We start from the raw sequence: 23,528 nt of genomic DNA on the forward strand, positions 1-23,528 counted from the left end.
TTGCAGGCCACCGCGAGGCACAAATACCGCCGCATCAGATGCAGCGGCGTCCGCTCTAGATAATCTTGGTATTTGGCAGTTCAGCCGGTATCAGATCACCGCCTGTTGTTGTTTCCAATTCTTCGCCCAGTCGCGCCTGCGCCGCGTCTCGGATGCGGGCCGCAATCTGCGGCTCCCGGTCCATCAGGCTGTGCAGGTCGGAAGCGTCGAGCGCAAGCAGGCGGGTCGTTTGCAGCGCAATCACGGTTGCCGAACGGCGCGATTGCCGCAAGGCGGCGATTTCGCCAAAGAAGTCACCAGCGCCGAGATGGACATGCTTGTGGCGCAGCCTGATCTCCACCTCTCCATCCAATATCAAATACATCGAATGCGCAGGCTCGCCGCGACGGGCAATAGTCGTTCCCTTGTCCACCTTCTGCGCGCGGAGAATCTTCATCACATCTGCGATCTGTGCAGCAGTTAATTCGCTGAACAAGGGAACCCTCGCCACCAACCCCCAGGTGACGACAAAATCCCTGCGATGCACTTCGTTGGCAAATGCCGTCGCCACGATACCTACTGGCAGCGCCACCATCAGCAGCCCGACGAAGATCGTCAATCCGGCTATCAGCCGGCCACCCGTGGTTATCGGCACGGCGTCGCCATACCCTACCGTTCCGAGCGTCACGATCGCCCACCACATCGCGTCGGGGATGGTGCCGAACCTGTCCGGCTGGGCGGCACCTTCGGCGAGATGCATCAGTGCAGCCGCCATCAGCGTCGCGCCACATAGAATCACAAAGCAGCCGACCAGCGCCCGACGCTCGGCATGGAGCGCCTCCAGTAACGAGCGCATCGCGGGAGAATAGCGGGTGAGCTTGAAGAAGCGTATCAGGCGCAGGACCAGAAGTGCTTTAAAATCGGCCGCTATGAACAGGGGCAGCCAGAATGGCAGCACCGCAGCGAGATCGATCAGCCCGGCTGGACTTGCCGCCAGACGCACGCGTGAACGGATTGCGCCGAACCGTTGCCACCTCGGATGTTCGATCGCCGTCCACAGCCGCGCTGCATACTCGATCGTGAAGGTGAGCAGGGCAGCATACTCGATCGCCTGAAACGCCTTGGCATACTGGCCTGCCAGCCTCGGCACGGATTCCAGCACGGTCGCGGCGAGCGTGACAACTATGAGCCCGATCATTGTCCAGTTCACGACCGCGCCGAATCTATCGACGCCGGAGCCCTGATCGAGGATGCCGTATAGACGTTGACGAAATTGCGTTCCCTGATGAAGGCGAGACACCGTTACCTCTCCGCCGACGACGGCTTCAGACCGAGCGATCCTGCGGCGGATCATCATCAGCAATTGCGCGCCAGGCGGCGCCGTCGAGATCGTCGTACTGACCGCTGCGGAGCGACCAGAGGAAGGCGACGAGGCCGGCTCCGCCGAGGGCCAGCGCCAGCGGGACCAGAATGACCAGGATTTCCATCACACGATCTCCCGCGAGCCGCTGCGCGCCCGCAGCGAGTTCAGCATCACCAGAATTGAGGATCCGCTCATCGCCGCAGCCGCGATCAACGGCGTTACCACGCCGCTGATCGCAACCGGCACCGCCAGCACATTGTAACCGATCGCAAGCCAGAGATTTTGCCGCATCAGGTGCAACGCCTTGCGTGCCGAATCGATGGCGGCGACGACCGGCGCCAGCGGCCGGCCGAGGAAGACGAGATCGGCGGTGGCCTGGCTGAGATGCGCGGCCGAGATCGGCGACATCGAGACATGGGCCGCCGCGAGCGACGGCGCGTCGTTCATGCCGTCACCGACCATCAGCACCTTTGCGCCGCGCTGCTTCAATTCCTCTATCCGCGCGATCTTGTCGGCCGGCGTGACGCCGGCCCGCCACTCGGCGATGCCGAGCGCATGGGCTGCCGCAATCACCGCGGGCTCGCGATCGCCGGAGAGGATCTCGATGCCGATATTGCGCGCCTTCAATGCCGCGATCACGGCTGGGGCGTCCGGGCGAAGGCCCTGCCGCACGGAGAAGATGAATTTTTCGCTTCCCCTGCTGAAGGCCACGATGGAGGCCTCGGAATCGAGGTTGTTCCCGCTGACCAACGCTTCTGCGCTGCAGAAGGTTGGACGGCCGAGGCGGATCTCAACGTCGTCAACTGTGGAACGCACGCCCTGCCCGGCCTCTTCGACCGCATTGAGGATCGGCGATTTGGCGCCCGCGGCCTGCGCGACGGCAGCCGCGACAGGATGATGGCTCGACAACGCGAGCCGGCCGGCGAGTTGGAAGATATCAGCGGGAATGTCGGCCGCGTTCGTGACCTCGAGAGCCGGCAGCGTCAGCGTGCCGGTCTTGTCGAAGATGACATGGTTGACTTCGGCCAGGCGCTCGATGGCATCGCCGGAATTGAGCAGCACGCCGGACTTGAACATCGCGCCCGAGGCGATCGCCTGCACCGTCGGAATCGCAAGCCCGAGTGCACAAGGACAGGTGATGATGAGGACCGCAACGCCGGTGATGATCGCATCATGCCAGCTCGCGCCGGCGATGACCCAGCCGAGAATAGTGATGAGCGCGGTCGCATGCACCACCGGCGCGTAGAGCCCCGAGGCACGATCGGCGAGCCGCATGTAGCGCGAACGGGCCTGCAGCGCGTTGTCGAGCAGCCGCGTGATCTCGGCGAGCAGCGTCGCTTCCGACGCCGCCGAGACCCGCACCCGCAGCGTGCCGGAGATGTTCATCGAGCCCGCATAGATCGGCGTGCCCTGCTCCGCAGTGACATAGAGCGTCTCGCCGGTGATCAGGCTTTGATCGATCTCGGAACGCCCCTCGATTACGGTGCCGTCGATGGCGCAGCGCTCGCCTGGCCGCAGCAACACGATGTCGCCGGGATGGATTGCAGCGACAGGCACCTGTAAAATCTCATCAGACCCGACGAACTTGGCCGCAGTCTCCGCCTTCAGCGCCGCGAGATTGCCCGCGACCGCGCGGGTCCGCCGCCGCATGTTCTGGTCGAGGAAGCGGCCGACCAGCAGGAAAGTCAGCAGCATGATCGCCGCATCGAAATAGGCGTGCTCGGCGTGGTGGACGGTCTCGACCACGGACATGCCGAGCGCGAGGCACACGCCGATCGAGATCGGCACGTCCATGTTGGTGGTCTTGTTGGACAGCGCGCGCCAGGCCGAGCGGAAGAACGGCTGGCCGGCATAGGCCACCGCCGGCAGTGCGATCAGCGCCGAGAGCCAGTGGAAGAAGTCGCGCTGCTCGGGCAGCATGTCCGAGACGTTGCCCGACCATACCGGGATCGACAGCATCATCACGTTCATGGTGGCGAACGCCGCAACGCCGAGGCAGCGCAGCAGGAAGCGCGATTCCGCGATCTCGGTCGCTTCCGCGCTCTCGGTCTCGTAGGGATAGGCCTTGTAGCCGAGTTCCTCGAGCCGATCGATGAAGCGGACAGGATCGAGCGTGCCCTCTTTCCATTCCAGCGCGACGCGCCGGTCGGTGAAGTTGACCCGCGCCAGCGTGACATCAGGAATGGCCGACAGACCGCGCTCGATCTTGGCCATGCAACCCGCGCAGTGAACGCCCTCGACCGCGAGGTCGATGTGCTGAAGGCCAGCGCCCACGGCGCGGACATAGTGAGAGAAATCGCGTGTCACCTGCATGGTGGGATCTCAGTTCAGGATCACGCGGTTACGCGACAGGAACACGCGGTCGCCCTTGGCATCGCCCTCGATGACGAGATCCCACTGACCCGGCGCGACCGATGCGGCATCGCCGCGATAGATGCCGCTGTCGGCCTCGGATAGCTCGACCGCGAGGTCTGCGCGCTTATCGGTCGGCCGCTCCAGGCGGCCCTCGAATTTCAATCCGGTCACCGGCTGGCCCGCCGCATCGCGCGCGTCGAGCTTGAGCACGGCGTGGCCGTCGGCGCGCCGCTCGATATGCGCACTGACTTTCCAGTTGCGCGCGACCTGGTCCCGTGCCGCCGAGATCTCGCGATCGTAAGTGAGGCCCGCGGCATAGGGGCTGTCGACGTCGGTGCCGGGCAGCGTCGCGATCGCGAGCTTCATCATGGTGACGTTGACGCCGATTACGACGCCGAAAAAGGCGACCAGCATCAGGAACACGTTGGATCCGGTCAGCGGCTTGGTGGCCATGGCAGTCTCCTGGTGTTACGGCGAGACGAAATTGTCGGTGGTGGTGGCAACCTCGCCGAGCCCGATATCGGTGACGTGGAAGCGCACGGGGATCGATTTCTCCGGATTGCTGTCAGCTGGCGCGGTGACGAGCAGCCGCAGCTCGCTGGTGGAGTCGCGCGGGATCACGATCATCGGGCGGTCCGGCGTCACGGAATCGGCACCGACGACATGTATGGTCAGATTAGCCGGGCCGTCCGCATCGATCGCGACGACGCGATCATATCCGCTCTTGTTCAGAAGACGTACCGTATAGGCGTTTCGAATCGAACCGTCGCTGAGCTTGACCGCGACCGGGTTGCGGTCGTGCAGCACGTTGAGGTCGAGCAGAGTGCGGGTCGCCAGCACGTAGAGCATGATGCCGCCGACGGCCGCGATGATCGCACTGTAGGCGATGGTGCGAGCGCGGACGATGCGATAGATCGGCGCCTTTCCGTCCAGGCGGCGCTGGATGTTGATGTCGTTGTCATAGCCGATCAGCCGCTTCGGCCGGCCGATCTTGGTCATGACGTTGTCGCAGGCGTCGATGCAGAGCCCGCACTGGATGCATTCGAGCTGCGGCCCGTTGCGGATGTCAATGCCGGTCGGGCAGACCGCGACGCATTGATAGCAGTCGACGCAGTCGCCGACATGCTCGCCGAGTGCGCGCAGCTCCGCGGCCTTCTTCACCGAGGTGCGCTTCTCGCCGCGATCGTAGCGGTAGGTGACGTTGAGCGCCCACTCATCGGTGAGCGCGGCCTGGATGCGGGGCCACGGGCACATATACGTGCAGACCTGCTCGCGCATGAAGCCGGCGAGCACATACGTCGTCGCCGTCAGGATGCCGATCCAAATATAAGCGATCATTGGCGCCTGCAACGTGAGAAGCTGCTTCACCAGCGTCGGCGCATCGTTGAAATAGAGCACCCAGGCGCCGCCCGTCCACCAGGCGATCATCAGCCAGATCGCATGCTTGAGGGCGATCTCGGAGACGCGCTTGAGCGTCAGCGCACCGCCCGCCTTGTCCTTGCGCATCCGCTCGCGGCGGTCGCCTTCGACGAAGCGCTCGACGGCGTAGAATAGGTCGGTCCAGACCGTCTGCGGGCAGAGATAGCCGCACCAGATGCGCCCACCGACCGAGTTCATCAGAAACAGCGCCACCGCGGCGACGATCAGCAGGCCCGTGAAGTAATAGACCTCCTGCGGCCACAGCTCGATGAAGAAGAAGTAGAAGCGGCTGTTGGGAAGATCGACCAGCACCGCCTGGCTGGGCGCGCCGACGCCGCGGTTCCAGCGCACGAAGGGCAGGAAGTAATAGACCCCAAGGCAGAATGCCATGAGGCCCCATTTGATCCGGCGGAAGGTCCCGGAGATGCTCTGGGGATACACCTTCTTCTGGGCCACATAGAGCGGTCCGTTATCGTCGTCCGATGTGAGCTCGTTCGGGTTCACGGTCTTGTTCATCGCCTGGGACTTCTCGAGGTGCGATTCAACCTAGCCCCGACCACGCCGCGTCAGTTGATCCAGCTCAAGCGGAGGCGTTTCTGTTCGCCCCCGCCCCTCAACTATTTTCCGCCGCCCAGGGAGTGGACGTAGACCGCCATTGCCTTGATGGTGGAAGGATCAAGCCGTCCTTCCCAGGCCGGCATGACGCTGGCGCGGCCCTGACTAATGGTCTCGATCAGGGTCGCCTCGTCAGAGCCGTAGAGCCAGATCTTGTCGGTCAAATTGGGAGCACCGAGCTCCGGGTTGCCCTTGCCGCCATCGCCATGGCAGGCGACGCAATTGTCCGCAAAGATCTTCTCGCCCCTGGCGGCGTCATAGCCCTTTCCGGTTGAGAGGCCCGACAGCGACCTGACGTAATTGGCGACCGAAACGATCTCGCCGCCCTTCAGCACGCCGTCCTTGCCGAAGGCGAGCATCTGGCCTTCATGGGTCTTAGGGCATGACCGGAGCGGGCACCAAACTGGATGGTCTGCATGATCTGGTCGAGCGTGCCGCCCCACAGCCAGTCGTCGTCGTTCAGGTTCGGATAACCCGTGGCGCCGGCGCCGCCGGAGCCGTGGCACGGCGCGCAATTGTCGCCGAACACGGTCTTGCCCTTGGCGCGCGCGAGCGCCAGCAAGGCCGGATCCTTCTCGATGTCGGCGAGCGAGGCCGCGCCCAACGCCGCCATCTTGTCGCCCCTGATCTTCTCGAGATTGGCGAGCTCGACCGCGACGTCGGCGCGCGTCGAGTAGCCGAACAGTCCTGTCGTGTTGCTGGAGATCAGCGGCCAGGCCGGATAGACGATCCAGTAGCCGATCGCCCAGACGATGGTGAGATAGAAGGTGATCACCCACCAGCGCGGCAGCGGCGTGTTGAGCTCCTTGATGCCGTCCCATTCATGCCCTGTCGTGGATCTGCCGGAAACGGAATCGAATTCGCCATGATGTTCGGTCATGATGTCTTACTCCTCCCGCAGCGGCAGCTGTGCCGCTTTGTCGAACTCAGCCTTGTTGCGGGGCCAAAGTGCGTAGGCGATGATCGCGAGAAAGATCGCGACGAAGACCGGCGTCCAGATCGTGGTCACGAGACCCGAGGCGAGATTGTCGAGTGTCAGAATGGCTTTCATCGGTGGTGCCTTCTCAGCGAAGATTGGCTTTCTCGTTGTAGATCTTGAAGTCGACCAGCGTGCCGAGCATCTGGAGATATGCGATCAGGGCATCCATCTCGGTCGGCGTGCCGGCCTTGCCGTCAAAATTGCGCACGACCGCCTTGGCGTAGCGTTTGGTGAAGGCGTCGGTGCCGGCATTATCCGGATCGGCCTGGGCCTTCATATCGGCGGCCGCGCTGGCGATCTGGTCGTCTGTATAGGGAACGCCGACCGTCCGCAGGGTGCGCATATGGTCGCCTATCGTCCCTGGATCGACTTCTGTCGAGCTGAGGAACGGATAGCCCGGCATGACCGATTGCGGAACGATCGCGCGCGGATTGCTCAGATGAGTGACGTGCCAGTCGTCGGAATACTTTGCTCCGACACGAGCAAGGTCAGGACCGGTGCGCTTCGAGCCCCATTGGAACGGATGGTCGAACATGCTCTCGGCCGCGAGCGAGAAATGACCGTAGCGTTCGACCTCGTCGCGCAAGGGACGGATCATCTGGGAATGGCAGAGATAGCAGCCTTCGCGGACGTAGACGTTGCGGCCCGCGAGCTCCAGCGGCGTATACGGCCTGATGCCATCGACCACCTCGATCGTGCTTTTGAGGTAGAACAGCGGCGTGATCTCGACGAGACCGCCGATCGCGATCACCAGCAAAATGCCGACGACCAGGATGATCGAGTTCTTTTCGAAGACTTGGTGACGTGTCCAGAACGACATGGGAAGCTCCTCATTCCGCCGCCTGAAGAGCGACGGGCATCTGGACTTGCTGTTCGCCTGTGCGAACCGTCATCCAGAGATTGTAGGCCATGATCAGCGCGCCGATCAGGAACAGCGCGCCGCCGGCGGCACGGATGACGTAGAAGGGATGCATCGCCTCGACGGTCTCGATGAAGGAATATTCAAGAAAGCCGAGCGAGGTGTAGGCGCGCCACATCAGGCCCTGGAGGATGCCGGACACCCACATCGCCGAGATGTAGAGAACGATGCCGAGAGTGGCGATCCAGAAATGCCAGTTGACGAGCTTCAGGCTGTAGAGGCCCTTGCGATTCCAGACCCACGGCACCAGGCAGTACAGCGCGCCGAAGGAGACGAAACCGACCCAGCCGAGCGCACCGGAATGCACGTGGCCGATGGTCCAGTCGGTGTAGTGGCTGAGTGAATTGACCACCTTGATCGACATCATCGGTCCCTCGAAGGTCGACATGCCGTAGAAGGCGACGGAGACGACGAGCATGCGCAGCACGGGATCGGTGCGCAGCTTGTCCCAGGCGCCCGACAGCGTCATCAGGCCGTTGATCATGCCGCCCCACGAAGGCATCCACAGCATGATCGAGAAGGTCATGCCGAGCGTCTGCGTCCAATCCGGCAATGCCGTGTAGTGCAGATGGTGCGGACCTGCCCAGATGTAGAGGAAGATCAGCGCCCAAAAGTGGATGATCGAGAGCCGATAGGAATAGATCGGCCGCTCCGCGCGCTTCGGAATGAAGTAGTACATGATGGCGAGGAAGCCCGCGGTCAGGAAGAAGCCGACCGCGTTGTGGCCATACCACCACTGGAACATCGCATCCTGGATGCCGCCCCAGGCGATATAGGATTTGGAGCCGAAGAACGACACCGGCAGCGCGGGGTTGTTGCCGAGATGCAGAACCGCGATCGTCACGATGAAGGCAAGATAGAACCAGTTCGCCACGAAGATGTGCGGTTCCTTGCGCTTCAGGATGGTGCCGAGGAAGACCAGCAGATAGGTGACCCAGACGATGGTGAGCCAGAGGTCGGCATACCATTCCGGCTCGGCATATTCCTTGGACTGCGTGACGCCGAGCAGATAGCCCGTGCCGGCGATGAGGATGAAATAATTGTAGCCGAGCACGACGAACCAGGGCGCGAGATCGCCGACGAGCCGCGCGCGGCAGGACTTCTGCACGACGTAGAACGATGTCGCGATCAGGACGTTGCCGCCGAAGGCGAAGATCACGGCGGAGGTGTGCAGCGGCCGCAATCGGCCGAATTGAATCCACGGCAAGTCGAAGTTCAGCGCGGGCCAGGCCAGCTGCGAGGCGATGATGAGCCCGACCAGGAAGCCCGCGATGCCCCAGACCATCGCCATGACGGCGGAGAACTTGATCGGGCCCATGTTGCAGTTGGGACGACCATTGATCTCCGCAGGCGGCAGCGCCGCCGGACGATCGTAATAGCGGTTGATGATGAAGAACACCGCGGCCAGACTCGCCGCCGCACTCAGTCCGGCGTGAAAGGCGAACGGCGCGTCGAGCGCCTTGGCCGAGGCGATCAGGCACAGGAAGGCAGTGACCGCGAACAACGCCGCCAGGCCGCTTTCACCTGACGTCATGGACTTGGAGATGGAGGGCTGGGGCATCGCGGATTCTCTCTGAAAGAACACGCCGCCAGAAACCACATTCACCCTCGCCGAGAATTGATTGAGATCAAGATTGGTCTTTGGTTCTTCGTATGAGCGGTATTTTGGTAACGGCCCCGTACATTTAGGGCGCAGCCAGATGAAGTGCTCCTGCTGCCCCCGCGCCGTCATTGCGAGGAGCTCTTGCGACGAGGCAAACCAGGATTTCGCCGTGGCGGCAGTCTGGATTGCTTCGCTTCGCTCGCAATGACGGAGGCTGCAACCCTACCGCTTAGCTTGAGACACTCACGCGCTCGCGGTCGCCTTCAGCGCCGTGATGACGTCCTCGCGCGCGACGATTCCGACCAGCTTTTGAGTGCTGTCGAGCACGATGATGCTCCGGATGCGGTGCTCGACCATGATCTGGAGCACGCGAGTCAAGCGCGTGTCGGGACTGACATAAATGAACTCGGGTGTCATGACGTCGCCGACCTTGCGGCTCATCAGGTCGTGATAGCGCGGCAGCATCTGGCTCGGCGTGAAGGCAAAGCACTTCAGGATGTCGAACTTGGTGACGATGCCGACCACCTGACCGTCATCCTCGACAGGATAGGAGTTGAAATCGTCCTGCTCGAACATCTCGCTGAGCGCGAGCAGGTCATGGTCGCGCTTCACCGTTTTGACGTTACGCGTCATGTAGCCGCCGACGGTCTGCTCAAGGAATTTGTACACGGCGCGTCCTCATCGATTCGTCTTGAGTTCGAAGCGTCAGTGCGACAGCAGCACACATCGGGCGGTTTGCGTGACTAGATATTGCGTGACGCCGCCGAGGATCAGCTCGCGGAAACGCGAATGGCCGTAGGCGCCGGCGACGATCAGCCCGGCCGCGATGTCGTCGGCAACCTTCTCCAATCGTTGGGCGGCAGTTTCTGCTCCACCCGCTCCCGAGACCCGCGCTGTCGCGGTGACGCCGTGGCGGGCGAGCCAGGCGGCAACATCGCTGACCCGCCCCACCACGGCCGAACGGTCGTCATCGTCCTCCGGAATTTCTACGATGGTGACGTCCCTCGCCTTTCGGAGCATCGGCAGCGCATCGGCCACGGCGCGGCGCGCCTCGGGCGTGTCCTTCCAGGCTACGAGAACGTTGCGCAGATCGAGCCAGGTGATCCGGTCAGGCACGGCCAGAAGCGGTCGGCCGGCCTGCATCACCAGATCCTTCGGGCTTACCAGCGAAAACGCATCGGAGAAGGCCGGGCTCTGTCCGCCACTGACCACGATGTCGGCGCAGCGCGCCTGCGCCAGGACGAATCGCGCGGGAAAATCTGCGGAGCTGCGCCATTCCGCGCGCCCGGCGCGGGTCCTGGTGGCAGCGTGGAATTCGGCCTCCAGATCGGCAAGACACCTCTTGACCGAGACCTCCTCCTGATCGATCAGGCGTTTGGGCCGCAGCGCCATCGGTGAAATAAATCGGCGGCGCGAACTTCGCTGCGGCGACCCCGACGAGTGCGGCCTCGTATCGTTCGGCGAGCTCGCCCGCAACCTGAAGGCGCGCATTATTGGGCTGATTCAGCGCGAGGCTCACCATCACGGTCGCGTATGTCATCGGGCGTCTCCGCTGGACTGTGCTTTGACGAAAATTGTAGCCCCGCGGCGATCCGGCAGGATGAGCTAGATCAAATCGCCCTCGCCGTGCCGCGGGAAATCCGCCAACGGAATCAGACATCGGAACTTGCCACCGGGGCTTCCTTGGGCGAAATTGCCGGCAGGTCGCGGCGGTTCGCCCCCGGACAGCAGAATGGGAGCAACCACGTGTCGCCGACCCGCGTAACGCATCCGCCACACGATCATCGCGGCGAGCATTTCCGCGTCCGGATCGAAGGATTCGGCGTCGGCACCTGGGATCTCGACCTCACGACGCGCGAGCTGGAATGGTCGGAAACCGCGCGGATGCTGCTCGGTATCGAGCGTGGCAGACCTGCGACCTACGATCTATTCCTGTCGCGTCTCGAACCCGACGACCGCGCGCGCGTCGAGACCGCGATCAAACAGATCTCCGAACGCGGCGGCGGCTTCGACGTCTCCTTCAGAATTGCCGGGACGTCCGACCGGAGCAAGTGGATCAGGGCCCGTGCCGGCCTGATCAGGGATGATGCGGGTGTCGCGCGCCATCTCAGCGGCATCTTTCTCGATGTCGACGCGGAGAAGCAGGTCGAGGAAACCCTGCGTACGCGCGAGACCCACCTCCGTTCCATCCTTCACACCATCCCTGACGCCATGATCGTCATCGACGGAGGCGGCATCATGCAGCTGTTCAGCACGGCGGCCGAACGCCTGTTCGGCTGGTCCGAGCAGGAGGCGATCGGCCAGAACGTCAGCATGCTGATGCCGGAGCCGGATCGCACCCGCCACGACAGCTACATTGCGCGCTATCGCTCGACCAAGGATCCGCACATCATCGGCATCGGCCGCATCGTGACCGGCAAGCGCCGTGACGGCACCACGTTCCCGATGCATCTGTCGATCGGCGAGATGCAGTCCGGCGGCGAGCCCTATTTCACCGGCTTCGTTCGCGACCTCACCGAGCACCAGAAGACGCAGGCGAGGCTGCAGGAGTTGCAGTCGGAGCTCGTCCATGTCTCGCGACTGACCGCGATGGGCGAGATGGCCTCCGCGCTCGCCCACGAGATCAACCAGCCGCTGGCGGCGATCAGCAACTACATGAAGGGATCGCGGCGGCTGCTCGCCGGCAGCACCGATCCCAACACTGCGAAGATCGAAACCGCGCTGGACCGCGCCTCGGAACAGGCGCTGCGCGCCGGCCAGATCATCCGGCGCCTCCGCGACTTCGTCTCCCGCGGCGAATCCGAGAAGCGGGTCGAGAGCCTGTGGAAGCTGATCGAGGAGGCAGGCGCGCTCGGCCTTGCCGGCGCGCGCGAGCAGAACGTGCAGCTCCGCTTCAATCTCGATCGCGGCGCCGACCTCGTCCTCGCCGACCGGGTGCAGATCCAGCAGGTTCTGGTCAATCTGTACCGCAACGCGCTGGAAGCGATGGCGCAGTCGCCGCGGCGCGAGTTGATCGTCACCAACAGGCGCGTCACCGACGACATGATCGAGGTCGAGGTGTCGGACACCGGCTCCGGCTTCCGGGAAGACGTCATTCCAAACCTGTTTCAGACCTTCTTCACCACCAAGGAGAGCGGCATGGGCGTGGGATTGTCGATCAGCCGCTCGATCATCGAAGCTCACGGCGGCCGCATGGTGGCCGAGAGCAACGCATCGGGCGGCGCGACATTCCGCTTCACTTTACCGGCAGCCGATGAGACCTGAGCAATGACGACCAAGGGACATGTCTACGTTATCGATGACGACGAGGCGATGCGGGACTCGCTCAACTTCCTTCTGGATTCCGCAGGTTTTGGCGTCACGCTGTTCGACAACGCGCAAAGCTTCGTCGACGCCCTGCCCCGCCTCGCCTTCGGCTGCGTCGTCTCCGACATCAGGATGCCGGGCCTCGACGGCATCGAGCTGTTGAAACGGATGAAGGCACAGCACTCGCCCTTCCCGATCCTGATCATGACCGGCCATGGGGACGTGCCGCTCGCGGTCGAGGCAATGAAGCTCGGCGCCGTCGACTTCCTCGAAAAGCCGTTCGAAGACGACCGTCTCACCGCCATGATCGAGACCGCGATCCGTCAGGCCGTGCCGGCGGCCAAGAGCGACGCCATCGTCCAGGACATCGCTGCTCGCGTCGCTTCCCTGAGCCCCAGGGAGCGGCAGGTCATGGAAGGCCTGGTCGCGGGCCTCTCCAACAAGCTGATCGCCCGCGACTACGACATCAGCCCGCGCACCATCGAGGTGTACCGCGCCAATGTCATGACCAAGATGCAGGCGGGCAGCCTGTCGGAGCTGGTCCGGCTGGCGATGCGTGCCGGCATGCTAAAGGATTGAGGCAGGTCAAAACGGCTCCCCCCCGTCCGTGCTACGCGATCGGAATGATCGAGATCGTCTCGCACCAACGGCGGCCAATGGCATCATCCGCACAGCCTATCGTCTACGTAGTCGACGACGATGAGGCCGTGCTGGGATCGCTGCGCTTCCTGCTGGAAGCCGATGGCTTTGCCGTGCGGACCTTCCGGAACGCCACCGCGCTGCTCAACGCGACGAGCCTGCCCGGCGCGGATTGCTACGTGATCGATTATAAGATGCCCGATATCAACGGCATCGAGCTCGCCGACCGATTGCGCCAAACCGACGGCGCCGCCCCGATGATCCTGATCACCGGCGATCCCGACCGCAATATCTCGGCCCGGGCGGCAGCGGCGGGCGTGAAAGACGTGATTTTGAAGCCGCTTCTAGATGAAAACCTGGTCAAGCGCATCCGCCGCGCTATCCAGGAACGGCACGGAAACTGACTTACGGGATTCTACGTAAGGGCACCTCCCTAAGATATCGCTCGAAATTTTCAGGCTGCGCAACCCCGCGTAGCAATGCGTCATCACAACGGAGATGACGCAGATGCTGACCCAGATACTCAACACCAAGACGATGAACACCCGGATCGGCGGCCAGATTGCTCCTGCCCATTCCCTCACCGACCAGTTTGGCGCGATCACCGGCCACGTCGGCCTTCTCGCCACCGAGTTTTCCTACTGCAAGGACGAAGAGATCTACGGGGAGGACGAGCCGGCCGAATACGTCTATCAGGTCGTCACTGGCGCTGTCCGCAGCTATAAGCTCCTCTCGGACGGTCGCCGCCAGATCGGCGCCTTTCATCTTCCCGGCGACGCGTTCGGCCTCGAATCGGTGCCCACCCACCGCCTCGCCGCCGAAGCCATCATCAACACCACCCTCCGCCTCGTGAAGCGTGCGAGCCTCGAAAAGGCCGCCGGCACCGACGTGCAGGTCGCCCGCAAGCTTTGGGCGATCACCGCAGGCGAACTTCGCCACGCCGAAGACCACATGCTGCTGCTGGGCCGCAAGACCGCGATCGAGCGTGTTGCGACCTTCCTGCTTGAAATGGACCGCCGCCTCGCGGTTGCCGGCATGATGGCACTGCCGATGTGCCGCCGCGACATCGGCGACTATCTCGGCCTCACGTTGGAGACCGTGTCGCGCGCGCTGTCGCAGCTTCACGCCCAGGGCATCTTGGGCTTCTCCGGCGCCCGCCAGATCGTCCTGCGCAACCGGGCGCGCCTGCACAATCTCGACGCCTGATTTCTTGTTTCTCGCCACCTGTTTGGCCGGCTGAATTCGTTCAGCCGGCCGTTTCTTTTGTCGCGACGCCTAGCCGGCATCGGCTTCCGCCGTATGCACGCGAACTTCGTGCTCGCAGCGCGCACCGCGTTTCCTGAGAAAATCGGCGACATCCCCGACCCTGCCACGCGCCCCATCCTGTTCGTTCGCCGTGCAGACCTCGACGATCGGGACCTGCGATGCTCGGGTCAGGAAAGGCAGCGCCTCCCGAGCCGCCAGGTGCGCTTCCCTTGTGTCCTTCCAGCCCACGAGGATGCGATCGACTGTCCGGCGTGTCACGCCGTCCGGCACCAGAAGCGTGGGACGCTCCTTTCGAATCGCGCCGACAGGATCGACGTTGTGGGGATGAGCGTCGTCGAGCTGCTGGCGCTTGAGGACGACGAGATCGGCAGCCCTGGCCTGCTCGACCAGACTCCGTCGGAAACTCGATTGCCGAGCGCCACTCCACCATCTCGGCCGGCGAACGGACAATCTGCCTGAACCACGCCTCTTTGGCTGCAGCGCTGCCCGAAAGCGTTCGAGGTCCTCCGACGCCATCTGCTCGATGATAACGCCCTCGACCGCGAATGTGGGCTCTACGGCGATCGCCGAGGCGGCGAGGATGAACGTCTCAAAGCTGCTCGTGAGGCCTTCCGCGATCGCAATCTGCCCTTCTTCCTGCTGTTTCGGTTCAAGCTAGGGTCTGTTGGGATTCAGGATTCTCATCGGGGCTTGGTTGTGATTCAAGCTTGGGATGGACCGATTCGTTTTGACTGACGCCCAATGGGCGAAGATGGAGCCGCATTGTCTTGGCAAGCCGGGAGATCCGGGCCGCAGCGGCAAGGACAACCGACTGTTTGTCGAGGCCGTTCTGTGGATCGCCCGAACCGGCAGTCCCTGGCGGGATCTGCCGGCGATGTTCGGCCACTGGAATAGCACATTCACGCGCTTTCGCGACTGGGTGAAGGCGGATGTCTGGAAGCGGCTGTTCGAGGCCATCTCCGACGATCCCGACATGGAATACGCCATGGTCGACGCCACCATCGTCAAGGTCCACCGCCACGGTCAGGGCGCAAAAGGGGGACGCAAAGCCAGGCGATCGGCCGCTCGAAAGGCGGCATGACCACCAAAATTCTGGCGCTCACCGATGCGCTCGGCAATCTCGTGCGCTTCGTGCTCCTGCCGGGACAGCGTTTCGATACGGTGGGCGTGCCGCCACTCATCGAGGGATTGGCCTTCAACGCGCTGATCGCTGATAAGGCCTTCGATAGCAACGCCATCATCGCCGAACTCGAAGCGCGTGGCGCCAAAGTCGTCATCTCCCAGCATCCGCGCCGTGCACAGCCTCTCGCCATCGACAAGGAGATGTACAAATGGCGGCATCTCATCGAGAACTTCTTCGGCAAGCTCAAGGAATTCAAGCGCATCGCAATGCGCGCCGACAAGACCGACCAGAGCTTCACTTCAATGATCTATCTGGCCGCGGCCGCGATAAACTCCAGATGAATCCCAACAGACCCTAGACCATGACGCTGACGAAAACATGCATGTCCTTCCTCCGTGCATTGAGGCAGGAGGGCACTGTACCCCTGCATCAGCCAGCGCCGGGCTTGACACATATCAAGCGAGCCAGTTCTTCCCTGCCGAGACATCGCGCGAGATCGAGAGCGGATTTCCCTCGCGCTCGGCTCTACGCTTCCATGCGGTGCTTTGCGATATCGCCGACCGGATGCCTCGTGAGATCCCCGGCCAGCTCCGCCACGATCCGCCACATGACGCCGGGATGAAGCTCCGAGCAAAGTGCAGCCAGCGTTCGCGGCGGCGCGACGACGATCGGCGCGATCGATCGTTCGCTGCGGACTACGCGCTCCGCGGCCGCCGCCACGTCGCTCACGAAAGGCCGCTCTTCAAAGGAACAGCGACCTTTCCGGCGGTCGCCGAACACAACGACAAGATGCGGCTTGAACACAACGACAAGATGCGGCTTTTGGGTCATTGCACGCCCTCGTTGCTGATAGTTTGCTGCTTTGGCGCTCACCCGGAAGATGCTTGATCCCAATCAAGGTCCGAGTACGCACAGTGCGACAGGATATTGAGCGGCCTGGGCAAGTAAGCGAGACGGAGACATGTCCCGATCTATCGTTCGTTTCCTCAAGAACATCGTTGGCGACAGAGGCCAACTTTTTGAGGCATGCCAACACACGACAGACGTCGACGCACATGACGAAGCCGAGGCTTTGCGATTGGCCAAGCAGCAGTTCTGCGCGTTGCGGGCGGTGGGCGACTGGACGCTGCATGCGGACCGCGTTGAGGTGAAGTCGGCCGACTTTCCGTCCTGAACCCGATCTGATGGGCAAACAGAGTGGCACGCCTCTCGGGCTTTACCCCGCGGTCACCGGCTTGCGGTCGTGACCGTCGCATCCGAGGCGCTGGTCAAGCCCGGCGCGACGCGTCAGGAAGTCGAGGAGACGCATGGCGTGGCCATCTACATGGGCGGCGGGCCCTCGCTGATGTATGCCGCGGAAAGCAGGCGTCGAAGATCCCACGCGGGCCGGTCACCTAATTTTGTCGAAGATTAGATCGTTTCTCCTCAGCCTTAAGGGATTGCGTTGCATTCCCGTCGGTATCCTGAGGGAGCAACGGTCGACGCGCGGATCACCTTCCGTAGAAGATTGCATCTCAATCAGCAGTTGATGCATGGCTTGGCCCAAGGTCGTACGCAGCAGCATGGACGACCGTTGCGGCATCGGCCGTCCCCGCGCTCTTCAGCTATTATGGTGGTTGATGACATGCATACGCCTGGACCACGTTGCCTTCGGGACATCGACGCAAAATGATGAAGCCGAGCTATCTTCGCATCGGCGCCTCGGCTGTCCAATTGATCATTTCCTCTGCGATCCGGGCAAACGCGGCATCGAAAGCCGCGACCGCGGCTGTCGGTTCAATCCTGTCGAGTTTCTCGCTCGTTTCCATCAGCCTTGAAGTGATTACCTTGCTGTCCTTATCGACGATCCTCACCGAGAATTCGATCTCTACGCGCGGTTCACCTCCCGTTGCAATGCGAAAGCGCCTGATATCAATGAGTAGCTGGTTATCCGCCTGCCCCAAATCAGCCGTACGCAGCGGGGCATGGGCCATGTCGTAGTTTTCAAAACTGTCGATCAGCCGCGCCTGCACCAGCTTGGGAATGCTGTCGGCCCACAGGAAGTCCGCAAAGCCCGGATTGTCGCCGCCTGATGCAAACAGCATGCGCTGGGTCTGGAGCATCGCGACCGCGGTCGGCTCAGGAATGGCCAGTGACGCCGAGAATGTCTTGCCGGCCGGTCCGAGGTTTTGTGGCGCATGCAAATCATAGGTGATCTTTTGTGCCGGCGCGCCGCCACCGGTCATCTTTTCGAGGCCCGCCAGAATACCGTCGAGCTTGCCGGTATTGCGCGCGAGGCCGTCGGAGAAGGTCTTGAAATTGGCGATAGTATCTTTCAGCGGACCGGAATTGTCCTGCAGCACCGAATCGACGCGCCGCAACGCATCGCGCGCCGCCTGCGTCATGCTCTGGCCTGCGCCGGCTTCGGCCGTCAAGGTCAAGGTCTCACTGGATTCGCCGACGATCATGCCGCCCTCCAAGGTCACTACAGGCACACCAGTCAGCCCTTGGAAATCGAGGCCGACCTCGGTATCGGCGCGCACTGGTGTGGTCGAAGCGACCGATATCGTCGCATTAACGAAGCGCGGATTGTCCGATGCAAGCCCGAGCTGGGTGACCTCACCAACGCGGATGCCGTTGAACAGAACCCCGGCGCCGACCAGAAGCCCGGGCACCGGACCGTGGAATTGCACGTGATAGCTCGCGCGGGGCCCGATGCCGCCAGTGTTGTTCAGCCAATAGACGAAGCCGAACACGGCGAGGATCGCGGCCAGCACGAAACTGCCGATCAGCACGTAGGGAGCGCGGGTTTCCATGTCTCATCTCATCTCGTGTTGAAGCATCTGCGAGCGCTTGCCGTGGAAATAGGCACGCACCCAGGGATGCTCGGATTGAAGCAGTTCGCGCATCGGGCCGATCGCCACGATCTTGCCGTCGGCGAGCGCGGCGACGCGGTCGCAGACCGTAGTCAGACTCGCAAGGTCATGAGTGACCATGAACACGGTCAACCCCAGCGTCTTTTGCAGCGTCCCGATCAACTCGTCGAAATCGCCGGCGGCGATCGGATCGAGCCCGGAGGTCGGCTCATCCAGGAACAGGATCGGCGGATCGAGCGCGAGCGCGCGGGCCAGCGCCACGCGCTTGGTCATGCCGCCGGACAGCTCGGCCGGATATTTGTCCGCATCCTGCGCCCGCAGTCCGACCATCTCCAGCTTGGCGATCGCGATCTCGTCCATCAGCTCTTTCGACAGCACGAGATTTTCGCGCAACGGAAACTGGACGTTCTGTCGGACCGTGAGCGACGAGAACAATGCCCCCTGCTGGAACAGGATGCCCCATGTCGTGGCCGCGCGTTTCGTGCGGCCGCCGATCGGCTGGCCCATGACTTCGATGGTGCCGCTTCGGCGCGGGATGAGGCCAATGATGGTTCGCATCAGAACCGACTTGCCGCCCCCAGAGGCCCCCACCAGCCCGAGGACCTCGCCCTTGCGAACATCGAGCGACAGATGGTCGAGCACGGTCTGGCGGCCGAAACCGACCACGAGGTCGCGGACGCGGATCGCCAACTCTTCTTGCGATTCGCCCATTGTCACATTCCGATCGAGGCAAAGAAGATCGCGAACAGGCCGTCGAGCACGATCACCAGAAAGATCGATTTCACCACCGACGTCGTGGTCTGCCGTCCCAGCGACTCTGCGCTGCCCTTGACCCGCAATCCTTCGCTGCAGGCGACGATCCCGATCACCAGCGCCATAAACGGCGCCTTCAGGATGCCCACCTCGAAATGGGTGACGGAGACCGCCTCGTGCAGCCGCGCGATGTAGATCGCCGGCCCCATGTCACCATAGAACTGAGCGACCAGGCCGCTACCGTAGAGCGCGGCAATCGAGCCGATGAAAGCAAGGATCGGCAGTGCGATGACCAGGGCCGCGACGCGCGGCAGGATCAGGACGTCGACCGGATCGAGCCCCATGGTCGAGAGCGCATCAATCTCCTCCCGCATCTTCATGGAGCCAAGCTCGGCGGTATAGGCGCTTCCCGAACGGCCAGCGACCATGATGGCGACGATCAGCACGCCGAACTCGCGCAGCACCAGGATGCCGACCATGTCGACGGTGTAGGACTCCGCGCCGAACCTCCGGAAATGGAAAAATCCCTGCTGGGCGATGATGGCGCCGATCAGGAAGGTGATCAGCACGACGATGGGGATGGCCTGCCAGCCGATGCGATAGAGCTGGTAGATCAGCGATGTCAGTCGCAGCGAGCGCGGCCGGCGCAGCACGCCGATCACGGCGATGAACAACGCGCCCAGCATTTGAAGAAAGATCGTGATGTCTTCGCGCGCCCCGACCGTGGACTTGCCGAGATCGCTCAGCCTGAGCAAAATCGGGTTGGGTGCAGGCGTCGGCGGCGGCTTATGGCGGTTGACCTGACGCACCTCGTCCATCAGGCCGCTGAAATTGTCGGCGACACCGACGAATTGGGCCGATCTGCCTGACGATGCCGCCCTGCGCGATAGCTTCTCCAGGACCCAGGCGCCGAGCGCGCCGACGCCCGACATGTCCAACGTCACTGCCCTGGATCGATCCACATCGGCGCCGACCGAACGCGAGAGCGTTTCAAGCGTAGTCACATTCGCTGCGGTCCAGGGCCCTTCCGGGCGCAATTTCAGCACATCGCCGGATGGCGTTGCCAGCAACAGCGGTTCGGAGTTCACGCTTCCACCTCATCGGGACAACCGGGTCCGCATTCAGCTGTCAGTTCTAGGCCAGCGTGTGGCGGCGGGTTTGACCTGCCTCAAGACCGAGACGACGCTGCCTGCTTGAGGCAAATCAAGCGCGGACGCGCGGGCGGACCTTAGGTTCACTCCATTCAATGGAGAGATCAAATCGATGCTCGACAGCGTCAGGATGCCCAACCGACTTCATCCGCGATCCCAAGACCGGCGGCTGCGCCCAAGGCGTTCCGCCCAGCAATCTTGGCTTCCGACTTGTGATCGAGCCGTCGCAGCCCGCCGTCGCAGGCATCGCCACCAGCGTCTCAAGGCTCCTCCGCAGGAGCTGAACTCTCGCTATCGACTGCTTGCGCCAGAGCAACGTCTTTCGCTCACGGCTCCGGTAGACGATCGGGATCAGAAGGAGACAGAAGATGCGATCGGATCTGGCGCAATCGTACGGACAGGATAGGCTTCCCCGCTACACCAGCTACCCCACCGCGCCGCATTTCTCACCGGCGATCGGCGAGGCCGACTACCGGACCTGGCTCGGATCGCTTTCGCAACGGCAACCAGCCTCGATCTACCTGCATGTACCGTTCTGCCGCTCAATGTGCTGGTACTGCGGTTGCCATACATCGGTGACGAAGAAGGATGACCCTATCGCGGTCTACACCTCCGGACTACGTACGGAAGCGCATCTCGTCGCCGAGGCCATCGGGCACCGCCTTCCGATCTCGCATATCCACTTCGGCGGTGGCACCCCCACCATCATGACGCCGGAAACGTTCGCCGACCTGGTCGGGGCGCTGCGTTACTCCTACTTCGTGCTCCCCGACGCCGAGGTCGCCGTGGAGATCGACCCGCGCACGCTGACGGAGCCGATGGCGGAGGCGCTCGGCTTCAGCGGCGTCAACCGGGCAAGCCTTGGGGTGCAGAGCTTCGATCCCGAGGTCCAGCGCGCGATCAACCGCCTGCAGAGCTTCGAGCAGACGGCCAGGTGCGTCGAGCTTCTGCGGCGGGCCGGCGTCGGCAAGCTCAACTTCGACCTTCTCTACGGTCTGCCGCTGCAGACGGTGGATTCCTGCCTCGATACGGTGGCCAAGTGCATCGAACTCCGCCCCGACCGGTTCTCCGTGTTCGGGTATGCGCACATCCCCTCCTTCAAGAAGCATCAACGGAAGATCGACGAGAACGCCCTACCGGACAGTGTCGAGCGACATCTGCAGTCGGAGACCATCGCACAAGCGCTGATGGATGCGGGCTACGTCCGGATCGGCTTCGACCACTTCGCCTTGCCTCATGATAATCTCGCAGCGGCCAAGCGCGACGGTCGGCTGCGCCGGAACTTCCAGGGTTACACGGATGACACCGCCGAAACGCTCATCGGCTTGGGTGCGAGCGCCATCGGACGGATGCCTGATGGACTCGTGCAGAATGCCGTACCGATACGCGATTACCTCACGCGCATCGCCGAAGACCGAATCGCCAGCGTCAAGGGCTATGCTTTCACCGGCGACGACCGCTTCCGTGCGGATCTCATCGAGCGGGTGATGTGCGACATGGCGGTGGACCTTTCACGGATCGCGCGGTCGCACAACCAGGACCCCAAGACGGCCGTCATAGACCGCGCTCGGCTGCTCAGCCTGATCGCGGACGGTGCCGTGACGATAAAGGACGACCGGATCACGGTCCGCGGCGGCGCCGAATTCCTGGTACGGAGCGTCGCTTCCGCGTTCGATGCCCACCTGGCGCGATCGACTGCCACGCACAGCCGAGCGGTTTGAACAAGTCCACTGGATCCAGAGTGCTCGCGATCTGCGCCAGCTCAAGGGGTGTCGGGATCTCGATCGGTCTCGGACGGCTTCTCCGGAGGGACTTGCGCCTCCGCAGTCCACCATCCGCCGGCGCGCGTGCGGATCTCGGATCTTCGAGAACGCCCGCAGCAATCGCAGCGCTTGCAGATCTTCACGAATGCTCATCGTCACGACCAAGTACCAGCGAAGCCATCATGGGCTCTCATGATGCTACTGCGTGCCGGTATATCGCAGGCGAAGCCGCCGGCAGGCGCTTGATGTTGCCCACGATGGATCGTTCTCCCGTCGCCGATCCCGTCAGTTCGGTGCAGTACCGCCCTGCGGCCCGCAGCGAGCCCGGAGAGAACCTCGGCCGTCCGATTGTTGCGGTGGCCGATCTGAACCGGACGGTTTTGGCGCGCCCGCTGTCGTGGGCATAAACGGCCCACTGGTCGCCCTTCCCGGAATAAGGCGCTTATCCGGACGTACAACGCGTCGGCGGCGCTCCAGATGGTGACGTGGACGACCACCCACTAGTCGTGGCCAAGCAGGTCCAGCGTCTCGGGCGGGTCCACGAAGTCGATGGTCACTAGCACCCGCTGCTCCTCGATCCCCAGCGCCGAGACCTTCAGGAATCCGGCGGGATCTACTCGCACCAGTCCCTGATGGCTGACCGCCCCAGCCGTCGATCCGGACGGGCGCTCCGACCTTGATCTGCACCGCATCGGTCGAGACCCGATCCGCCACGACCTCCAGGTCAGCTGGCTGCCGATGTAGACCAGCGGCGGGCGCGAGCACCCGGACGCAGCTGGCCGGCTCCGCGGACGGCCGGGCGTTTGCCGGGTCCATCAGCCGCGCCGCCAGGGTGCCCGCTGGTCTGCCTTTGGCTTGGCCTGCTCCTGCTTCTGGTCGGGTGGTGCCCTTCGTGTTCCGCGGCCGATTGCGCCCAGTCGGCGTGCCGGAGCATCGTGACGAGTAGCGCGGCGGCAAAGGTGAAAGCGCTGGCAAGCTCCTGATCTGAGGATCCAACTCTTGGATGAGCGCTCCGGCCGCTTGATGCACGTCGATCCGGCAAACGATGCGCTCGCGGCCCGGCTGCGATCACTCGTTGCGCTGTGTCAATACTACCTCTGCGGTTCTCTGCTCCGATGTGCCACATTCACCGGGAGAATGGACATGATCACCAGAACGCTGATTCCCATCGTAGCCGCCGCCGCGCTTGCTGCGCCCGCCATGGCCCAAAGCACGGACGGAAAAGGACGGTCATCACTATAGCGACGGCTCGAAGACCGAAGTCCCTCATCACATGGGCAAAGGACACGGTCGGCTCCTCCAAGGGAGACGGTCGGCTCCACCAAAGGATGGGGCGTCCGGAGGCCATCATTACACGGGGGCCCCGACACTTCGTCGCCGCACCACATGAGCGACAATAAATCACGACGCTTTCGCCCGGTTCGCCCCGGGACGAGCCGT

22 protein-coding genes and 3 pseudogenes are annotated in these 23,528 nt (G+C 63.1%); 8 read left to right on the plus strand and 17 right to left on the minus strand.

Going from position 1 to position 23,528, the window contains the following annotated elements; all coding sequences use genetic code 11:
* Window positions 1-55: 55 nt before the first annotated feature.
* The 11 genes and pseudogenes from ACVWYI_RS37885 to ACVWYI_RS37935 form a co-directional block, all read right to left on the minus strand.
* On the minus strand, window positions 56-1,336 hold the full coding sequence (locus ACVWYI_RS37885) for a cyclic nucleotide-gated ion channel (RefSeq protein ID WP_456664831.1): 1,281 nt from the start codon (window positions 1,334-1,336) through the stop codon (window positions 56-58).
* A complete protein-coding gene (gene ccoS / locus ACVWYI_RS37890; protein WP_148752182.1) occupies window positions 1,305-1,466 on the minus strand; it encodes a cbb3-type cytochrome oxidase assembly protein CcoS in 162 nt (53 codons plus the stop codon). The genes ACVWYI_RS37885 and ccoS overlap by 32 nt, the downstream gene beginning before the upstream one ends.
* Window positions 1,466-3,655 carry a cation-translocating P-type ATPase gene (locus tag ACVWYI_RS37895; protein ID WP_456664708.1) on the minus strand — a complete coding sequence of 730 codons (2,190 nt, stop codon included), beginning with the start codon at window positions 3,653-3,655 and terminating at the stop codon, window positions 1,466-1,468. Before ACVWYI_RS37895 ends, ccoS begins: the two co-directional genes overlap by 1 nt.
* Window positions 3,656-3,664: 9 nt before the next feature.
* Complete coding sequence (locus ACVWYI_RS37900) at window positions 3,665-4,150, minus strand: FixH family protein (RefSeq protein ID WP_456664709.1); 486 nt, start codon at window positions 4,148-4,150, stop codon at window positions 3,665-3,667.
* A 15-nt stretch (window positions 4,151-4,165) separates the two neighbouring features.
* Window positions 4,166-5,632, minus strand: coding sequence for a cytochrome c oxidase accessory protein CcoG (ccoG, locus tag ACVWYI_RS37905; RefSeq protein ID WP_456664710.1), 1,467 nt, complete (start codon window positions 5,630-5,632; stop codon window positions 4,166-4,168).
* Between the two features lie 101 nt (window positions 5,633-5,733).
* A pseudogene (gene ccoP, locus ACVWYI_RS37910) lies at window positions 5,734-6,611 on the minus strand (cytochrome-c oxidase, cbb3-type subunit III).
* A gap of 6 nt (window positions 6,612-6,617) precedes the next feature.
* Window positions 6,618-6,782: a cbb3-type cytochrome oxidase subunit 3 gene (locus ACVWYI_RS37915; RefSeq protein ID WP_354052036.1), complete on the minus strand. Its 165-nt coding sequence runs from the start codon at window positions 6,780-6,782 to the stop codon at window positions 6,618-6,620.
* A gap of 13 nt (window positions 6,783-6,795) precedes the next feature.
* Window positions 6,796-7,530, minus strand: a complete 735-nt coding sequence (gene ccoO / locus ACVWYI_RS37920) for a cytochrome-c oxidase, cbb3-type subunit II (protein WP_354052038.1) — start codon at window positions 7,528-7,530, stop codon at window positions 6,796-6,798.
* A gap of 10 nt (window positions 7,531-7,540) precedes the next feature.
* Window positions 7,541-9,190 (minus strand): cytochrome-c oxidase, cbb3-type subunit I, encoded by a 1,650-nt coding sequence (gene ccoN / locus ACVWYI_RS37925; RefSeq protein WP_456664711.1) that lies wholly within the window; start codon window positions 9,188-9,190, stop codon window positions 7,541-7,543.
* Between the two features lie 285 nt (window positions 9,191-9,475).
* Window positions 9,476-9,901 carry a CBS domain-containing protein gene (locus ACVWYI_RS37930; protein ID WP_354052041.1) on the minus strand — a complete coding sequence of 142 codons (426 nt, stop codon included), beginning with the start codon at window positions 9,899-9,901 and terminating at the stop codon, window positions 9,476-9,478.
* Between the two features lie 36 nt (window positions 9,902-9,937).
* Window positions 9,938-10,772 (minus strand): annotated as a pseudogene (locus ACVWYI_RS37935) (universal stress protein).
* A gap of 206 nt (window positions 10,773-10,978) precedes the next feature.
* Between ACVWYI_RS37935 and fixL the strand changes: the two are divergent.
* The 4 genes from fixL to ACVWYI_RS37955 all read left to right on the plus strand — a co-directional run bounded on the left by fixL (window position 10,979) and on the right by ACVWYI_RS37955 (window position 14,383).
* Window positions 10,979-12,496 (plus strand): sensor protein FixL, encoded by a 1,518-nt coding sequence (gene fixL / locus ACVWYI_RS37940; protein ID WP_456664712.1) that lies wholly within the window; start codon window positions 10,979-10,981, stop codon window positions 12,494-12,496.
* A gap of 3 nt (window positions 12,497-12,499) precedes the next feature.
* Window positions 12,500-13,117, plus strand: a complete 618-nt coding sequence (fixJ, locus tag ACVWYI_RS37945) for a response regulator FixJ (RefSeq protein WP_354107613.1) — start codon at window positions 12,500-12,502, stop codon at window positions 13,115-13,117.
* Between the two features lie 44 nt (window positions 13,118-13,161).
* Window positions 13,162-13,581: a response regulator gene (locus tag ACVWYI_RS37950; RefSeq protein ID WP_354107612.1), complete on the plus strand. Its 420-nt coding sequence runs from the start codon at window positions 13,162-13,164 to the stop codon at window positions 13,579-13,581.
* A 103-nt stretch (window positions 13,582-13,684) separates the two neighbouring features.
* Window positions 13,685-14,383 (plus strand): helix-turn-helix domain-containing protein, encoded by a 699-nt coding sequence (locus ACVWYI_RS37955; RefSeq protein WP_354052051.1) that lies wholly within the window; start codon window positions 13,685-13,687, stop codon window positions 14,381-14,383.
* Window positions 14,384-14,452: 69 nt separating this feature from the next.
* Here ACVWYI_RS37955 and ACVWYI_RS37960 read toward each other — a convergent pair whose 3' ends face one another.
* Window positions 14,453-14,893: a hypothetical protein gene (locus tag ACVWYI_RS37960; protein ID WP_456664713.1), complete on the minus strand. Its 441-nt coding sequence runs from the start codon at window positions 14,891-14,893 to the stop codon at window positions 14,453-14,455.
* A 262-nt stretch (window positions 14,894-15,155) separates the two neighbouring features.
* On the opposite strand from ACVWYI_RS37960, the gene ACVWYI_RS37965 reads away from it, so the two are divergent.
* Window positions 15,156-15,907, plus strand: a protein-coding gene (locus ACVWYI_RS37965; RefSeq protein WP_247772603.1) for an IS5 family transposase whose coding sequence is annotated in 2 segments (ribosomal slippage) — window positions 15,156-15,486 and window positions 15,486-15,907 — 753 coding nt in all. Because the reading frame shifts where the segments join, the coding sequence is not laid out codon by codon here.
* Window positions 15,908-16,091: 184 nt separating this feature from the next.
* Here the strand turns inward: ACVWYI_RS37965 and ACVWYI_RS37970 are convergent.
* Entirely contained in the window at window positions 16,092-16,397 is a 306-nt protein-coding gene (locus ACVWYI_RS37970) for a host attachment protein (protein WP_456664714.1), read from the minus strand.
* A gap of 412 nt (window positions 16,398-16,809) precedes the next feature.
* Here ACVWYI_RS37970 and ACVWYI_RS37975 point away from each other — a divergent pair, with 412 nt between their 5' ends.
* A complete protein-coding gene (locus ACVWYI_RS37975; protein ID WP_354107628.1) occupies window positions 16,810-16,980 on the plus strand; it encodes a hypothetical protein in 171 nt (56 codons plus the stop codon).
* 268 nt (window positions 16,981-17,248) lie between these two features.
* Here the strand turns inward: ACVWYI_RS37975 and ACVWYI_RS37980 are convergent, their stop codons facing one another.
* The 3 genes from ACVWYI_RS37980 to ACVWYI_RS37990 are packed head-to-tail and all read right to left on the minus strand — an operon-like array spanning window position 17,249 to window position 20,262.
* Window positions 17,249-18,361: an ABC-type transport auxiliary lipoprotein family protein gene (locus ACVWYI_RS37980; RefSeq protein ID WP_456664715.1), complete on the minus strand. Its 1,113-nt coding sequence runs from the start codon at window positions 18,359-18,361 to the stop codon at window positions 17,249-17,251.
* 3 nt (window positions 18,362-18,364) lie between these two features.
* Window positions 18,365-19,132 carry an ABC transporter ATP-binding protein gene (locus ACVWYI_RS37985; RefSeq protein WP_456664716.1) on the minus strand — a complete coding sequence of 256 codons (768 nt, stop codon included), beginning with the start codon at window positions 19,130-19,132 and terminating at the stop codon, window positions 18,365-18,367.
* Window positions 19,133-19,134: 2 nt separating this feature from the next.
* Entirely contained in the window at window positions 19,135-20,262 is a 1,128-nt protein-coding gene (locus ACVWYI_RS37990) for an ABC transporter permease (protein WP_456664717.1), read from the minus strand.
* A 200-nt stretch (window positions 20,263-20,462) separates the two neighbouring features.
* Between ACVWYI_RS37990 and ACVWYI_RS37995 the strand changes: the two are divergent.
* Together ACVWYI_RS37995 and hemN are read left to right on the plus strand one after the other, a co-directional pair.
* Window positions 20,463-20,609, plus strand: a pseudogene (locus ACVWYI_RS37995) (formylglycine-generating enzyme family protein); the annotation flags it as partial.
* Between the two features lie 84 nt (window positions 20,610-20,693).
* Complete coding sequence (gene hemN / locus ACVWYI_RS38000) at window positions 20,694-22,046, plus strand: oxygen-independent coproporphyrinogen III oxidase (RefSeq protein ID WP_456664718.1); 1,353 nt, start codon at window positions 20,694-20,696, stop codon at window positions 22,044-22,046.
* A gap of 542 nt (window positions 22,047-22,588) precedes the next feature.
* On the opposite strand, the gene ACVWYI_RS38005 is transcribed toward hemN, so the two are convergent.
* Window positions 22,589-22,711, minus strand: coding sequence for a hypothetical protein (locus ACVWYI_RS38005; protein WP_456664719.1), 123 nt, complete (start codon window positions 22,709-22,711; stop codon window positions 22,589-22,591).
* Between the last annotated feature and the right edge of the window lie 817 nt (window positions 22,712-23,528).

Source organism: Bradyrhizobium sp. LB13.1, assembly GCF_054056815.1.